This is a genomic window from Psychrobacillus sp. MER TA 171, assembly GCF_023713305.1.
Taxonomy (GTDB): Bacteria; Bacillota; Bacilli; order Bacillales_A; family Planococcaceae; genus Psychrobacillus.
Map to the genome: position 1 here is coordinate 89,981 of NZ_JAMAWN010000001.1, position 17,234 is coordinate 107,214.

Annotated in this window: 14 protein-coding genes; 13 read left to right on the top strand and 1 reads right to left on the bottom strand. The window is 39.6% G+C overall.

Annotated elements, in window-relative coordinates:
* Nucleotides 1–74 precede the first annotated feature (74 nt).
* Both M3627_RS00450 and M3627_RS00455 read left to right on the top strand, forming a co-directional pair.
* Nucleotides 75–536 (top strand): transcriptional regulator, encoded by a 462-nt coding sequence (locus tag M3627_RS00450; protein ID WP_169359493.1) that lies wholly within the window; start codon nt 75–77, stop codon nt 534–536.
* Between the two features lie 902 nt (nt 537–1,438).
* Nucleotides 1,439–2,266, top strand: coding sequence for a flagellin N-terminal helical domain-containing protein (locus M3627_RS00455; protein WP_251552462.1), 828 nt, complete (start codon nt 1,439–1,441; stop codon nt 2,264–2,266).
* Between the two features lie 220 nt (nt 2,267–2,486).
* Here M3627_RS00455 and M3627_RS00460 read toward each other — a convergent pair whose 3' ends face one another.
* Nucleotides 2,487–2,633: a hypothetical protein gene (locus M3627_RS00460; protein WP_251552474.1), complete on the bottom strand. Its 147-nt coding sequence runs from the start codon at nt 2,631–2,633 to the stop codon at nt 2,487–2,489.
* Nucleotides 2,634–2,702: 69 nt separating this feature from the next.
* On the opposite strand from M3627_RS00460, the gene M3627_RS00465 reads away from it, so the two are divergent.
* The 11 genes from M3627_RS00465 (at nt 2,703) to M3627_RS00515 (ending at nt 17,233) form a co-directional block, all read left to right on the top strand.
* Nucleotides 2,703–4,079 (top strand): S41 family peptidase, encoded by a 1,377-nt coding sequence (locus M3627_RS00465; protein WP_251552483.1) that lies wholly within the window; start codon nt 2,703–2,705, stop codon nt 4,077–4,079.
* 16 nt (nt 4,080–4,095) lie between these two features.
* Complete coding sequence (locus tag M3627_RS00470; protein WP_169359496.1) at nt 4,096–4,773, top strand: hypothetical protein; 678 nt, start codon at nt 4,096–4,098, stop codon at nt 4,771–4,773.
* Entirely contained in the window at nt 4,770–6,029 is a 1,260-nt protein-coding gene (locus tag M3627_RS00475) for an efflux RND transporter periplasmic adaptor subunit (protein ID WP_251552485.1), read from the top strand. Before M3627_RS00470 ends, M3627_RS00475 begins: the two co-directional genes overlap by 4 nt.
* Before the next feature lie 388 nt (nt 6,030–6,417).
* On the top strand, nt 6,418–7,335 hold the full coding sequence (locus M3627_RS00480) for a DMT family transporter (protein ID WP_169359498.1): 918 nt from the start codon (nt 6,418–6,420) through the stop codon (nt 7,333–7,335).
* Nucleotides 7,336–7,549: 214 nt separating this feature from the next.
* Nucleotides 7,550–8,563 carry a hypothetical protein gene (locus M3627_RS00485; protein WP_251552487.1) on the top strand — a complete coding sequence of 338 codons (1,014 nt, stop codon included), beginning with the start codon at nt 7,550–7,552 and terminating at the stop codon, nt 8,561–8,563.
* A gap of 86 nt (nt 8,564–8,649) precedes the next feature.
* Nucleotides 8,650–9,399 carry an RNA polymerase sigma-I factor gene (sigI, locus tag M3627_RS00490; protein WP_251552495.1) on the top strand — a complete coding sequence of 250 codons (750 nt, stop codon included), beginning with the start codon at nt 8,650–8,652 and terminating at the stop codon, nt 9,397–9,399.
* On the top strand, nt 9,396–10,514 hold the full coding sequence (locus tag M3627_RS00495; protein WP_251552497.1) for an anti-sigma factor domain-containing protein: 1,119 nt from the start codon (nt 9,396–9,398) through the stop codon (nt 10,512–10,514). The genes sigI and M3627_RS00495 overlap by 4 nt, the downstream gene beginning before the upstream one ends.
* Nucleotides 10,515–10,994: 480 nt before the next feature.
* The gene (locus tag M3627_RS00500; RefSeq protein WP_251552499.1) at nt 10,995–12,302 is read left to right on the top strand and encodes a right-handed parallel beta-helix repeat-containing protein; all 1,308 of its coding nucleotides are present in this window, start codon (nt 10,995–10,997) and stop codon (nt 12,300–12,302) included.
* 39 nt (nt 12,303–12,341) lie between these two features.
* A complete protein-coding gene (locus tag M3627_RS00505; RefSeq protein WP_251552516.1) occupies nt 12,342–14,504 on the top strand; it encodes an NAD-dependent epimerase/dehydratase family protein in 2,163 nt (720 codons plus the stop codon).
* A gap of 1 nt (nt 14,505) precedes the next feature.
* Nucleotides 14,506–15,423, top strand: coding sequence for a hypothetical protein (locus M3627_RS00510; protein WP_251552525.1), 918 nt, complete (start codon nt 14,506–14,508; stop codon nt 15,421–15,423).
* Complete coding sequence (locus M3627_RS00515) at nt 15,398–17,233, top strand: DUF2194 domain-containing protein (protein ID WP_251552529.1); 1,836 nt, start codon at nt 15,398–15,400, stop codon at nt 17,231–17,233. Before M3627_RS00510 ends, M3627_RS00515 begins: the two co-directional genes overlap by 26 nt.
* The last annotated feature ends 1 nt before the right edge of the window (nt 17,234 follow it).

The window sequence follows — 17,234 nt, forward strand, 5'->3', positions numbered from 1 at the left end:
ACACTACACGAAAAAAAGATATTATGATATACTACAATAAATCAGAAAATTCAAAAAGGATAGGAGGGGATGGAATGTTACTTGTACAATTAATGAAGCCTTTTTATACTCAGCTGGAAGGGGATAGGATCAAGCTGGTCTTCGCCTATCAATACTTTTCCTTGCGTAAGGACGATGAGCTTTTTGACTTCATACCTGTAGAAGGAAAAGAGATCATAGTTAACGCTAACTCGTTACAAGTCGAGAACCTGTCCGAAGTATTTGTCTTCCAAAAAGGAAATCGTTTTATTCGACTTCCTCTATACCAACTCCTATTAGTCTCTGATATTCATGTACACCTTCAAACCATTATTAATGCAAACAATGTAGACGAGTCTAGCTCGATGCTATTAGAAGGAACACAGGAAATTATAGACCATTTAGAAAAAGAAAATTTTGATAGAATGATAGATTATGCCTTACTCCATAAAGATGCAACTCTATTTAGAGAACTACAACAATACAAAGACACGTACGGAGGACATCATGTCGACTAATTTCATACCTTGAAAACACCTTGCAAAAGTTATCTGCTGCTAAGGTGTTTTTTTTATGGCTAAATTACTGAAAGGATGAAAACAAATGAAAAAGAATAACAAATGTACTTGAACCTACTATTCCAAACAAAATATCCTCCCAATTAAAACCCAACTTAGCCATATACATAAACCTCCTGCTCGTTATTGTTGATGTTGTTTGTTGTTACGGGTGCCTGGCACCTGCAATAAATCTGTAATGCATGTGTAATATATACCCAATGTTTAGGAGGTTAGACAGTGTTTTAAAAATATTTTTGTTGTTTAGGAAGGCGTTAATTTCATAGTATCAATTGTTGGCTAGCTACACCGCCTTGCCCCTCGGGGTCAAATGGAGAAAAGCTCCGGTGGCTGAGGAACTGCCTCCTCGCTTTTAACCATTTGCCTGTCGGGGCAGGGATAGGCGGTTGCGCTTTTCTGGATGTCTAGCTCCACCGCCTTGCCCCTCGGGGTCAAATGGAGAAAAGCTCCGGTGGCTGAGGAGCTGCCTCCTCGCTTTTCTCCATTTGCCTGTCGTGGCAGAGATAGGCGGTTGCGCTTTTCTGGATGTCTAGCTACACCGCCTTGCCCCTCGGGGTCAAATGGAGAAAAGCTCCGGTGGCTGAGGAACTGCCTCCTCGCTTTTCTCCATTTGCCTGTCGTGGCAGAGATAGGCGGTTGCGCTTTTCTGGATGTCTAGCTCCATCGCCTTGCCCCTCGGGGTCAAATGGAGAAAAGCTCCGGTGGCTGAGGGGCCGCCTCCTCGCTTTTCTCCATTTGCCTGTCGTGGCAGAGATAGGCGGTTGCGCTTTTCTTTTTTTTTGTTGATATTCTAGGTGGGTGGGTCGATATAAAGGTTAGTAGAGTGAATGGGGGGTTAGGGGATGCTAGGTAAGTGGAATGCGATGGGGTTATCTATTCTTCGCAATATGAATCAGCATTGGTCGGTTGCTAATCGGTCGATGGAACGTCTTTCCTCTGGTTATCGGATTAACCGAGCTGCGGATGACCCGGCTGGTCTTGCTATTTCGGAGAAGATGAGGGCGCAGATTAGAGGTCTTGGTCAGGCGGCTCGTAATATTCAGGATGGTATTTCGTTGTTGCAAACAGCTGAGGGAGCACTTAATGAGACACATGCTATACTCCAACGTATGCGTGAGTTAGGAGTGCAGGCTGCAACCGATACTTTAACGGATGAGGATCGCAGCTTACTTAATATTGAGTTTGAGGAATTGAAAAAAGAGGTTACTAGAATCTCCAAGGATACTAATTTCAATACGAAAACCATGCTTGATGGCACTAACACCTCCATTAACATTCAGGCAGGGGCAAATGCAGGACAGTCTATTGAGCTCCTCTTTGGAGATATGTCAGGAGGAAGCCTTGGCTTGAATGATCTGTCGATTTCCTCAAGAGCTGATGCAGAAAATTCAATCGGTGGGTTAGACGATGCTATTAACAAGGTATCTCGGGAAAGATCTCGGATGGGGGCATACTCGAATCGATTGGAGCACGCCTACAATAACGCAGTTAACATGGAAGAAAACTTAACTGCAGCGGAATCTCGTATACGTGACGCAGATATGGCAAAGGAAATGATGGCATTAGTGAAAGCTAATATACTAATGCAGGCCAGTCAATACGTACTAAGCATGCATATGCAACAGGCTCAATCCGTATTGCAGCTATTAAATTCGCACAAACAATCGTGACACATTGTTCACGGTTGTTTTATTGTTTTGGAAATTATAAAATTCTGAACCTGTGGGTAAATTTATGTCTAGCTACACCGCCTTGCCCCTCGGGGTCAAATGGATAAAAGCTCCGGTGGCTGAGGAACTGCCTCCTCGCTTTTAACCATTTGCCTGTCGTGGCAGGGATAGGCGGTTGCGCTTTTCTGGATGTCTAGCTACACCGCCTTGCCCCTCGGGGTCAAATGGATAAAAGCTCCGGTGGCTGAGGAACTGCCTCCTCGCTTTTCTCCATTTGCCTGTCGTGGCAGAGATAGGTGCCTGCGCTTTTCTTATTTTGCTGTCTACTTTGTTCTAAAATAGAAGCTTTGTAACCAAATATATACAAGAAGCTTTAGCATTTCACAATTTTTTACGTTAAGATAGGTTTATAGATTATAGAAAGAGGGAAAAAGGTATGAGGAAGGTCTCGGGATTAACTACATTGGTATTCCTATTAACATTATTACTTGCACCTATGTACACATGGGCAGCTCCAATTGATGAAGTCAGGCAACTGGTCAAGGAATATTACAAGGGAGAGCTCCAATCTAACATAACAGAACTGGACTCCATTGAATCCATAGTGGGGCAGTTAGATCCTTACTCTACCTACTTTACAAAGGAAGAGTTTGAAAGATACACAGATTCGATAAACAATAAACCCACTGGTATCGGGATCTCAATTGAAGAACATGAAAAAGGCATCCAAATAGTGAGCACGTTTGACGGTGCTCCAGCAAAGGAGGCTGGCATTGAGCCGGGAGACATTATTCTTTCTGTGGATGGGAATTCTACGGAGCGCATGTCTGTGCAGCAGGCTTCCTCACTGATCACAGGAAAAGCCGGTACAAAGGTTAACATAGAAGTGTTAAAGATTACAGGACAAAAACAGTCATACATATTAACAAGAAAAAGCTTTCAGGTTCCAGTTGTTTCTACTGAAATGTTATATGGAAACGTTGGCTATATAAGCATCAACTCCTTTTCAGAGGATGGCGCTTCCTTAGTCATTGCAGCAAAGGAGCGACTTGCAAAGAAAGGTGCGACCTCTTATATTTTAGATCTGCGCAATAATGGCGGGGGCTACGTAAACACTGCGGAGGAGCTAATTGGTTTATTTCCAAATAGTCCTCATGCGTATATGCTAATGCTAAAAAATCAGGTAGGTTTAGTAAAATCGATACCGCAAAAGGATTTATTTCCTAATAACACAAAGGTACTGATCAATGGCTATAGTGCGAGTGCATCTGAAATGACTGCGGCTGCACTATTAGATCACAAATCAGCTACTCTTTACGGACAACGAACTTATGGAAAGGGCTCCATGCAGTCGTTTTATCCATTGTCGGATGGGTCTTATCTAAAACTGACGGTGGCCGAATTTGCAGGACCTAAAGGCACTGTTGTGAATAAAACAGGGGTGCAGCCACAGGTGGTGACCAAAGAGGGAATGGAGCTTGAAAAGGCCCATTTAGATACGATTTTAGAAAGTTATCCATCTTATAAACGATTATCTAAACTAGAAAATGTAGCGCAGACAAAACAATTCACGGTTACATTTTCAGAAGCTGTTCAGCTGAATAAAAAAGAGGGAATCGAATTGATCGCATTAGGTGATACCAAGAAAATCCCTTTGAAAGTAGAACAAAAATCTACCAATCAAATTAAAGCAATACCGACAAAACTAGAAAAAGGAGCAGCCTACTTACTACTGATCCACCCTACCTTCCAATCTTCGAAAGACATTCAGATGGAACAAGGTGCTTACGTCGAGGTAACTGTTCAACAATAAGAGGGGGGAACACTTGGTGTTTTTTGAATTTAGATTTTGGAAATATCTTTTCCATCAGCAAGACTTGGCGAATTCATTAAAGGATGCGACAGTGCGCGATTTTAAGGGACGTGTATGGATGGTCGCTTTGTTAGGCGTGCTTCTTTTTGCACTTCGCGATATCTGGGGGATGCACACAGAAGGACTTACGACTTTATTTGCAAAGGGATTTGGTGAAACCTATATTATTGCTAGAATTGTCTCCTTAATTGGAGCTATTCTTTGGTCGCTTGTTTACATGGCATTTTATTTTTTCCTCATTTCTTACGTGCTTCATAAGCTAACGAGCGTAGACTTATCTAAAGTTGCAGTGCTGCAATTATTTGTAGTCGGACTTCTTTTATTGGAAAAGGCATTTGTCTTTGTTATATACGCAATCGTTGGTTATACAACAGACTTTTCAGTACTATCGTTTGGACCACTAGCAGCGGTGTTTTTAGATAATGATTTCTTTGTTTACTTCTTTAATGAATTAAGTCTAATTACTGGCTTAATCATTGCGATTCAGTTTCAGTTCCTGCGTAACTACACAGAATTGTCTATTCGAAATCTAATCATTATCTTAATAGCAATTCCTATAGTATTGGCATTACTTGTGGCAGGCTTTGAAGTTCTTCCTATTGAAACATGGATTGAAGGGGGGCAAGCCGTATGAATAAATGGTTAGTAATAGGAGTTTCTATTATTGTTTCTACGTTTATAGCAGCAAACGCAATTCTGCTGTTCGAGGAAAATAGTGAGATTGCGAGAACGTACTACTTAAAGGATCATGAAACTGTTCAAACGAATACATATTCCAAGGAGCTAGAAAAAGAATCGGTTGTAGTACCGACCGATGCAGTCACGGTGACTGTCGATGTGGAACGAGTAAGTAATTTAGCGGTCTCAGAAGGTGAAGAAATAGGTGCTGATACCGAACTGGCCCAGCTAAAGCCAGATTTTGCTGAAGAGCAACGAGGCATATGGGAAACTGAGGTACAGGCCTATAGACAGGAACAAATGCAGTTAAATCAAATTATAAGTGACCTAGAGTATGAAAGATCGAATACAGAAGGGTCTTACACGGATACAGACACAGCTACTAGCAATACGAACGATGAGGTAACAGATGTCAATGTCCAGGTGGATGTTCAGCTTTCTCAAGATGGAAGCTATTCACAGGCTATTGGAGCAGCAAAGCAAAAGCTTGCGGAGGTAGACCGTCAGCTACAGATCATGGAAGCTCAGCTAAACCAGGAGCCAGGTGCAATGTCACTGCTTAGCCCAATCGCAGGAACCGTTGGATCGATTGAGAATAAAGACGGTAAATACTTTATCGAGATATATTCCGTAGAGAAATCATTGCTTACCTTCGTGCCTGAGAAAGAATGGCATAAGCTAGAAGCAGGAATGCTCGTACGAAATTATTCTTCACATAGCGAATCTATGGCAGAGGGAACGATTGCAACAATCACACAAGCCCCTGCAAATGGCTCTCCTTGGCTTTCGGCATATAAACAATATGACGCGCAATCAAAGGAGCCACTTTACGAGGTAATGATCCAACTAAACGAGCAGCCAGAACAGTTACCGTTTGCCGCAAACATGAACTCTGCAATCACGACACAGCAAGCAGAGAACGCCGTAACAATAAAAAGAGAATGGCTTTTAAACCCGACAAAGGAACAAGCCGAGCTTTACGTGTTAACTCCTGAAGGGAAGATTACACGAACTGCAGTAAATACTCCATTCCATTTAAACAAGCACGCTGTCGTATCAACAGGACTTGAAAATGGCATGATCGTCCTAGACGATAAACCAAAAACACCAGAAGCCCCAGCCTTCCTACCGTTCCCGTTGGAAACACCGTCATGGACGAGCATCAAGGCAGTTAGCTGGAAGGATTACGTTAAATACCTGACGTATAAATAATGGTATTCTATTAAACTAAAAAGAGGATGTATGTTCACTAGGTGAGCATAGATCCTCTTTTCTGATGAATCATTCGTTGAGTTGTTTTACCGAGCGAAATTATTATTACAAGTGCCTGGCACCTGTAATAATTTATTGGGTGATTGTAGTAATTTATAGCTGGATTGTTGTAAATCTGGGGTGGCCAGCGACTTGGGTTTGATTGTAGTAATGTAGCTATGAATTGTAGGAAACTACCCTCGAATTGTCGGATATTTTTCTCGTCCGACCGATGCCTGGGTTTGATTGGTATCTTAATCTATCAAAAACGATTACTAATACTTAACATATTAATATTACTTCGCTATACTAAAGATTAATCTAAATTGAAAGTAAGGCGAATAACTATATGAACAACCAGTGGAAAATATACGGTATACTCGTACTCGTTATGTTAATATGGGGCGCTAATCTTCCGATGCTTAAATATTTGATCGCAGAGGTATCCCCAGTAACCCTGACCGCCTTCCGTATTTTTACAGCTGGTGTTACAGTTTTTCTTATTTTATGGAAAATGAAAATGATTCGAAAGCCTTCGAAGCAGGAATGGAAATATATTGCGATAGGGTCTTTGACTAACGTAGTAATCCATCACTATTTCCTGAATATAGGGCTCTCGGTTACAAGTGGAACACACGGAGCACTGATCCTAGGGACAGGGCCAATGCTTACAGCGATAGCAGGAGCATTTATCCTAAGGTATTTTCCTTCTTTGATTCAATGGCTAGGTCTGGTATTAGGGATAATTGGGGTAAGCCTTTCTGTAGTAGGCGGTGGTGACTTAGGGGGCTCTGCCATCGGAGACTTCTTTGTATTCCTTGCTATACTTGCACAGGTCATGAGCTATATGGTGATAAGTAAGGCTGCAAGAACATTGGATCCAAGACTGCTGACAGCATATATGCTCGTAATCGGCTCATTTATATTAATGATTATCAGCTTTATACAGGAGCCAGGAGCAATTGTTCAATTTACAGAAGTAGATCCAGTATTCTGGTTGATTTTCTTTGCCTCTGCGATCCTAGGCACAGCAGTTGGTCACATGCTATACAACTACTCGATAGGTCAAGCGGGTGCAACTAAATCAGCGATATTCATGAACCTAAACACTATTTTCTCTTTAGTATTCTCTGCCATTTTCTTAAACGAGGTGCTAGGGTGGAATCATCTGGCCAGCCTAATCTTTATCATAGCCGGTGTAATACTCGGCTCAGGAGCAGCAGAGGATCTATGGAAAAAGCATAAAAAGAAAAAAGCAGCTGCCTAATATTCGGTAGCTGCTTTTTCATTGTAGCGTGAGTATTACAGGTGCCTGGCACCCGTAATGTATTTAAAACATTATGACAAGTGCCAGGCACCTGTAATAAAACAATCTAAAAAAATAAAAAAAGTTTCCGAGCGACCCCCATAAAAATGAGTGAGCCTTCGAATAACTAGGTGTCCGGGTAATAGTTGGACAAAAATTTATACGAGGTGATTATATGCAGAATTGGAAGAAGACTGGTGCTGCTCTATTAGTGGCAACTTTAACAGTATCAGGCGCCGGCTATGCTTGGGCGAACAGTAATTACGACACCGTAAACATTAATGATGTAAACAAAAACACACAGGAAACATCGTCAGCTTCTGAGACAGCACAGGTAACGCCGACTCAAGCGGTTGCAGCAACATCAACGACTGTTGCAACAGCACAAACAACTACAAACAAGGATCTTCCCGTGGAATTGGCAACCGAAAAGCTAGTTGGATTGGTGAAGGCATATGAAAGTGCTAGTAATGATGACGCAAAAGCAGCAATCTTGAACGTGATTAATCGAGTTATTGCAGAGTATGAAACTACTCAAAAAGATATCTACCAAAAGAAAGCTCCAGAGCTTACGGCTGCAATCGATCGATTAATCGTGTTATTCAAAGACTATCAGCAAGCACCTAATGCAGACAAAAAAGCAGCAATTATCGCTCAAGTAAAAACTGTAGTTACGGAGCTGCAAAATTATTTAGCTAAACAAGAGGACCCTAAAGAAAATACACCACCAGTCATTGTTCCTCCAATTAAGGATAAAGACAAAGACAAAGCAGACAGAGATAAGAAAAAAGCAGAGTTAGAAAAGAAAAAGGCTGAAGAAAAAGCAGCTAAGGAAGCAGCAAAAGCTGCGGCCGAAGCAAAAAGAGCGCAAGAAAAAGCAGCTGCTGAAGCAAAAAGAGCACAAGAAAAGGCAGAACGAGAAGCAGCAAAAGCTACAAAGCAAGCTGAAATAGAAGCAGCGAACAAAGCTAAAGCCGCTGAATTGGCTGCAAAAAAAGCAGCACAGGAACAAAAGAAAGCTGAACAAAAACCAAAGCATCCTAATGGTAAAGATGAAAACCGTCACAACAAGGGACCAAAGCACAATCAACAACCAAAACATGATAAGCATCAAAAACAGAAAGGTCACCATAACAAACATGACCACAAACATGGTCATCATGGGCAAGGAAAAAATGATAGAAATTAATCATATTTCAGAATACCGCTTTTCATTTCCCGGATAGACAGATACAATACAAGTTTATACGGAACTAATGGGAACGGAGGGTATATATGCTTTTGTCCATCATTCATGGCCTCTTCAAATCAAAACAGAATAAAAGAAAGCTAGAATTTGGGACAATGGCTGGCGATGAGGAGGCAATCAATGACCTCCTCTTAGCCAATACCTCCTTTATAAAGAAAACGGCAGCTTACATTTGCAAGCGGCCAATCGATGAACAGGATGAAGAGTATAGTATCGCGCTTAATGGATTTCATGAAGCGGTCCTTGCATTCAATCCTGAAGAAAATGCATCCTTACAAACACTTGCACATCTTATTATAAAAAGGCGACTTGTTGACTTTATTCGAAAGGAAGCTACCCGCAAGGAAAAGGTGCTTCTACTCCAAACGGGGGCTACCGAGGATAGAATAGACGAGCAGCATTATATATGGAACGAGCAATCCATTGAATCATACACAGAAGAACAGCGAGCGGAAGCAAGGAGAGAGGAACTGGTGCGTTTTGGGGAGCTGCTAGCAACTTATAACTTGTCATTTGATGAGTTGACGGCTTCAGCACCAAAGCACAAGGATACACGGAAAACTGCCTTTCTAGTGGCACAAATTATTTCCGAATCCGAAGAGCTTTACGAGTCCTTTATTCAGCATAAAAAGCTTCCGCTCAAGAATATCGAAGCACTGGTAGATGTATCGCGAAAAACGTTGGAACGGCATCGCAAATATATGATTGCCGTCGTACTGCTACTCAACAGTGACTTCGTTTATATAAAAGATTATGTGAAGGGAGAAATCATATGATGCGCAACTTTCGAGGCGTTGTCTGTGAGAAGAAAGATGATTACTATGTCTTTCTCACAAGTGAGGGCGAATTTCTGCGCGGTACCCCATTGGTTGATGACCCAATGATCGGATCCGAAGCAGAATTTCAATTGCTAGAAGCAAAAGCTCCATTTTTACTGACACAAATAAAGCCTAAAATTCTAGCCCCAATACTTGTCGCGGCAATTGTTCTCATATTTTGTGTCGCATCTTTGATCCCTCAGCAAACGAGCGCTTATGCTTATGTACAATTAGAAGGTGAGCATGCTGTCGAAATCGGTGTAGATGAGGACGGGCAGGTTATTTCACTCCGTTCTCTCGATGAAGACACTCCTATCGATATTAATAATTGGGAGGACCTAGCGCTTGCTGCTGTCTTAGTCCACGCAGTCAAGCAGGTAGGAGCAGCTCAGGATGAATTAGTAATCACAACCGTTTATGAGAATGAAACCAATCAAGAAGTAAAAGCTCAAGTAAACCAAGCGGTAAAAGAAGTAAAGGCAGTACAATCAGAGCAGCATATTAATGTAACAGAAAGCTCTGCAGAAGAACGTAAAAAAGCAAACAAAAATAACACATCCATTCAAAAGTACAAACAAAAAGAACAACAACCAGTTAAAGAAAACAAAACCAGTGTAGAACAACAAAACAATTCCAGTGTAGATAAACAAAATAAAACCAGTGTAGAACAACAAAATAATTCCAGTGCAAAGCAACAAAAAAAATCCAGTGTAGATGAAAAACAAAAAAACAGTGTAGAAAAGCAAAAACCAGTCGTTCCAGCTCCACCTCCAGTTGCCACCCAGAAGCCGGAGAAAGAGAAAAAGGAACACCCAAACAAACAAGAAAATGCACCAAAAAATAAAACTCATAATCCCGAAAACAAACCGAACCCTAACCAGTCAAAAGATAAACCGAAACACTCGAACGACCGTAAACACAAGGATGAAAAACAACACCCATCCAGGAACGATCACAAAGGTGTAGGTCCAAAAGACAATAATAAAGGGCACGACAAACCGAAAAACAATCATCACAATGGCAACAATCAAGGCAACCACCATAGAGACAAGAATAACAACCATAGGCCATGAGCTTCTACTATGTAATGAGTATGTGTAGACTCATGGGCCACATAAAAAATGCTTTGTCTTATTAGACGAGGCATTTTTTTCGTATAAATGGAGAATCGGTCGGTTTTTTTCAATAATCGGTCGGTCCAGCAAAATAATCGGTCGGTGAACCCCAATAATCGGTCGGTCACTTCAAATTGTCGGTCGGTTCTATCCCAAAATCGGTCGGTTTTCCCGAATAATCGGTCGGTTCCAAATACCAAATAAATCCCAAGCCCCTTTCATTTCTCTATCCTAATATAATAGCCACAAAAAAGCAGAAACGCTGTAAAATCAGCATTCCTGCTTTTTTGAGGTTAAATTCGAACCATTCCATCTAATTTACTAACACTATTTCCTTAATAAGGAAAATTTTTTAATATGCTTAGAAATAATAAAAAGAGTTTGGCATAATTGAATTCGTTTTTCATACAATGAATATTAGCCTAGGAGGTTTATCACATGATTCCGAATAGTAAAAAGGTAACAATAATTGCATTTTTATCCATAATATTTTTTATCCAAATTAATTCAGTAGCGTTGGCAGAAAACTCGAGTGAAAAAAATTACTATGTTTCTCCAAAAGGTAAAGATGCTAATCCTGGTACTAAAAAGAAACCGTGGAAGACAATACAGCATGCTGCAAAGGTGCTTGAACCCGGTGATACGGTGTTTGTACGAGAAGGGGTCTACTCCGAATTTATTCATATAACAAAATCAGGCTCTAAAAATCTTGGGAATATCACTTTTCAATCATTTCCAGGAGAGGTGGCCATTCTGGAAGGCAAAAAATTAACAGTAACATCAGCTAAGAGAGCCTTCTTTTATATAGATAATGCAAGTTATATCCGAATTGAAGGATTTGAGTTAAGAAACCTCAAAACGAGAAAACAGAATCGATATCCGGTCGGAATACTGGTAAAAGGCGGAAGTAGCAATATTCATCTTTCCGATAATAACATTCACCATATTGAAAATAAATCTCGAAAAGGAAATGCACATGGCATTCTCATTTATGGGAATACCTCCAACGCTATGAGTAGCATTACGGTTAATAACAATGAGATTCACCATCTGAAACTCGGAAGCAGTGAGGCACTTACCTTTAGTGGGAATATACAACAGTTCGCTATCACGCACAATGAAATCCATCATAATAACAACATTGGGATTGATGTTGCAGGGTTTTACAATGCTTGTGAAACAGACGACTGCGTAGATCAAGCGAGAGATGGAATCATCGCAAACAATAAAGTCTATAAAAATAGCTCTAAAAGAAATGTATCATACAAAGAATATTCAGCTGGTGGAATTTATGCAGATGGTTCTACTCAGCTTACTATTGTAAATAATATAGTAGCTTACAATGATTTCGGAATTGAGCTAGCAAGCGAGAAGGAAGGAAAAACGTCTAGTGAGATTGATGTGAAAAATAATATTATTTATTCCAATAATGGAGCCGGAATAATTGCGGGAGGGGCAGAAAAAAACAATGGAGGTTCTAGCAACAATAGCATAGTGAGCAATGTTCTCATGTTTAATGACCAGTCAGATGAAGGCTATGGAGAAATAACGATGCAATGGAACACAAAAGAAAACCAAATTTTAAATAACATAATATACAGCAAGGAAAAAGATGAATACCTCCAAAACTTAGGGGACGACGCAATGAGTAATATTTATCTCAACAACACTATTCATTCATTTGAAGAGAAACCTTTTTTCTTTGCACCAGTAACAGCTTTCTTTAAAAACTTACGTTGGTGGTAAATGATCTTCTACAATTTGATGGAGAGGGATGTTATTTATTTGAGAGTTTTAATAACAGGTGGATATGGCTTTATCGGTTCTCATGTAGCCGACCGATATTTTAAAGAAGGCTATGATGTATTTATCTTGGATGATTTATCTACCGGAAATAAGGAACATATTAAATTCAAGCATAAGAGTTATATCGTTTCTGTGGAAGATAAAAAGTGTGAAGAAATTTTTCGTTCGTATCACTTCGATGTGGTCATTCATTTGGCAGCCCAGGTTAGTGTGATGAAATCTATTTTAGATCCAAAACGAGATACAGAAATTAACGCAGTAGGTTTAGTGAATATATTATCCCTATCTCACAAGTATAAAGTAGGAAAATTTATTTTTGCGTCATCTGCTGCAGTTTATGGGGCTAATGAACAGCTTCCCTTACAGGAAACTAATAGGTGTAATCCTATCTCTCCTTATGGTATGAGCAAGTGGTTAGGAGAATCATATTGCGAAAAATGGCGAGAACTATATGGTTATGAAAGTGTCGTCTTTCGATTCTCTAATGTGTATGGGCCTCGTCAAGGCAATACAGGAGAAGGTGGAGTCGTCTCTACTTTCTTAGAGAGAATAACGGAAGGTAAACATTTAGAAATATACGGTGATGGAGAACAAACACGAGATTTCATCTATGTAGGCGATGTTGCAGACGCCATTTATCGGACGTCAAACTCTAATTTAAGTGGAATTTACAACTTGTCCACGAATAGTGAAATAAGCATAAATGAGTTGGTCGGTTTGATGGAGGAGCTTCATGGAGAAACAGAGGTTGCCTACACTGCTGCCAAGGAAGGAGACATTCAGCGTTCCTCTCTATCAAATGAAAAGATAGTAAACGATTTAGACTGGAGCCCAATGTTTAGTATGAAACGGGGTTTGGAGCAGACATATGAGTGGATGAAGGATAAAAAAGCGAAACAGACGTCCGAAAAAACAGTTACTTCTTCCAAAAAAGCTCCTAGTCTCTTCAAACGATTTCAGCCCTATATAGAAAATGTGCTGGTATTCTCTGTGATTGCCTGGTTAACTCTAGCAAACCAAGTGAGCGTCTTGAATATAGTAGACTTTGCCTTATTTTATATATTAATTATAGGTGTGATTTATGGGAATAGGCAGTCTATTATAGCTGTTTGCCTTTCTATTGGACTCCTCATCTTTGAAAAAACACTAGAAGGTAGAGAGTTGATCTCCCTTACGTACGATACCTCTTTCCTCTTGCAAGTGGCACTCTTTCTATCCATAGGGCTTATTGTAGGCTACTCAATTGAACGAAAGAACAACCTATTAAAAGAACAAAAAAGTAAACTGGAGGAGCATGAAGATCGCTATTCTTTTTTAAGTGACATGCATGCAGAGATGAGAGAAGTAAAAAAAGAGCTGCAATTGCGCGTGCTCAATACAGGAGACGGACTTGGAAAAATACATTATCTCCTGAAAGAGTTAGATACCCTAGACCCTGAACGTATTTATTTGAACAGTATAGATGTGCTACAAAAAATGATGAAGGTAAAAAAAGTGTCTATATATAAGTTTTCGAATGACAATGCCTCCTACAAATTAGTAGCAGATTCAGGCTCCTTTAAATCTTCTGCAACTCTGAAGGTAGAAGATGATTATGTTCAGCAAATAGCAAACAAGAAAAGTATTTTTGTGAATAAAACACTCCTCCTCAATGCCCCTTTAATGGCTGCCTGCCTGTCAAATGGTGAAGAAAAAATAGCACTTATTACAATTGATGACTTAGAATTCGAGCATATTTCACTTTATCATGAAAACCTATTTAAAATTATTACAGAATTGATAGAAGCAGCATTAGTTAGGGCGCTACACTTTCAAAGCCTGTCTGAGCAAGAACATTTTCTGGCGCAGAGTCCAGTATTAAAGGAATCTGTCTTCCAAAAAATTCTTCAAACGAAAAGAGAAGCATATACCAAATTTCAAATACCGTATCTTCTGTTAGAAGGAATGACAAATGAGGAAACCTTCATTCATGACGCCACAGAAATATCAAAAGAAATTGATGAAACAGATTATATAGGAGAGAGTAACGAGCATCATCTACTAGTTTTGCTTGCTAATACCTCTAAGCAAGCAGGTGAGCAACTAGTATCCAGGCTAAGTGAAAAAGGCATTGTATTAAAGCTGGTAGAAGGAGAGCTTTAAGATGATGTACGGCTATGTAATTTACCTTATATTATCGGCTATCATTTTATTTTTCATCTCACAGAGAAACGTAAAGGAATGGATACTGAAGTTCATAGTTGTAAGTTTTCTACCTGTTATCGGGTGGCTTTTGCCCATTCAGTGGCCAAAAAGGGCGATAGTAAACAAGGGAGAAGAGCTAGATAGCTATATTAATCAGATGAATGAGGATATAGCCTTGGAAATATTATCAAGCCAAGAAAAAATAGATAAAGAAAAAGAATTGAATATTGTTCCAATAGAGGACGCATTAGTAATCAGTAATTATACTGCTAGAAGAAAAGCGATGATTAACGTATTAAAGGAAGATCCACTGGAGTATATGGAGGTTATAAAAACAGCCGTGCTAAATGAGGATCCTGAAACTTCACATTATGCTGTTACCGCAGTAATGGAAGTGAAGCGAAAGCTATCCATCGCCATTATGGAGCTTTCGGATGCCTACCACAGTAATAAACAAGATGTCGCAAATGCTATATCGTACACCAATGCTATCAAGTCCTATATGAACAGTGGCTTTTTAGATGAACAGACCCTAAAGAAATATAAGTATTTATATATCGAAGTGTTAGAACAGTTGATACTTCATAACGTATCAGAGGAACACATATATAAGGAAAAGTTTAGAGCAGAGGTAGAGATGAAGGAATATTTAGCAGCAGAAACTACATGTAAACAATATCAGAAGAAGTTTCCAGCCTCTGAAGAACCTTATATTTGTTTCATCGAATTATTTTACACTACTAAATCTTCTATTAAGCTACAAGAAACATTGAATCGATTAAAAAATTCAACTATCCAATTTTCAAATAGGGGACTTACTATCGTAAGGTATTGGTCGGAAGGATTTGAACATGAAGCTAACAGGGAACTTCTCTAAAAAAATATATATCATTTTAATACTAGTCTTATTATTTGGTTTACTCCTTCAATTCGCCCATTCCAAGTTTGTCTTACAATTTCAACAAAATCAAAGCTTGATAGAGGAAAAGAAAGAGATTATGAAAAACGGCTTTGGTGAACAAAAGCCTATTGCAAGTGGGAACGCTTATTGTGTTTTCTATGATAAGGCCGATGCCTACAGTAATAGATTAAAAGCTAATGCGATACAATCTTTGGAATATATGAAAATGAAGACTTTAGAAGTAAATGTGGAGGAAAGATTGGAAGAGTTAAGCAATTGTAAAGTGGTGATTCTCGCGACAGACAAAATAGGACATTTAGGAGATATAGAAAATGTGGAGCAGTATGTTCATCAAGGTGGATATATTCTTTTCATGTCGGTCCTAGAGCCTGATGATCATTATCAAATTTTATACCGTAAAGTTGGAGTCACTTCTTTTCACGATTATATAAACACGAAGGGAATAAAACTAACTTCTAACGTGTTGATAGGAGAGAAAGATCTCATAATCGATGATGAATTTATTACTAATACATCCTTAAGTATAGCGCTAGCTGATGAGGCAGAATTATTAGCGAAAAGTTATCAGGACATTCCACTGTTATGGAAATCGAATTATGGGGAAGGGGCATTTATGAGTTTCAATGGAACCTTACTCCAGGAGAAGATAAACCGCGGCTTTTTTGTAGGTGCATTAAGCTTGCTAGAGCCCAATTTCATCTATCCAATTTTTAATCTAAAAGTATTTTTCATTGATGACTTCCCTGCACCAATTGTTAGAGGTACTACGCAGGTTATTTATGACGAATATAAGAAGGATATCCCATCTTTTTATCAGGAAATTTGGTGGCCAGATATGTTGAAAACTGCTAGAGACTACGATTTAAAATATACCGGAGCCATCATTGAAACATATAACGATAGAGTAGAGCCTCCCTTCGATAATATAGACGACAAGGATACTCATTACTTAATATCTTATGGACGTGAGTTAATAGATAGCGGAGGGGAATTAGGATTCCACGGCTATAATCATCAATCGTTAGTAATGGATAAAGAGGTTTCTAAAGTTTACGGCTATAAGGAATGGAAAAAGAAGTCTGACATGTTCAAATCCATTCAAGAGCTTGTTACCTATACTAAAAATGCTTTTCCTCAGTACACAGTTACCTCCTATGTTCCTCCATCCAACACGCTGTCAGTGGAGGGAAGAGAAGCCTTGAAGCTAGCATGGAAGGATTTAACGGTTATCTCTTCCTTATACCCTCAGGACGGAGAGGGAGTGGCCTATGTCCAGGAATTCGAAGTAGCGGATGATGGAATTATTGAGATGCCACGAGCAACCTCTGGCTATTATGAGAAGGTTTATGATCGTTGGGCAGAGGCGAATACATTGACTGGAGTCGGTGTATTTTCTCACTTTGTTCATCCAGATGACGTTATTAGTGAAGACCGAAGCAACAACATGGGATGGGAACAAAATTATGAGCTTTTTAATGAGTATATGAGTCGGGTTCAGCATACGTATCCATGGGTTCGGGCTTTGCCGGCAACTGAAGCTGCATTAGATATGGCCAAGAATATCTACTCCCATGTTACTTGGAGTCATAGTGAATACGCGATAGAGGGGCACGTGACCAATTATCGTTCAGAATCCTTTTATGTATTTAGGACGACAAGTAACATAAAGAGCTTAACCAACTGTACAGTTTTAACTATCGATGAAAACACCTATTTAGTTACTGCCAAAGCTGCTAATTTCAAAATAGAATTGGAGGAAGCTTGAG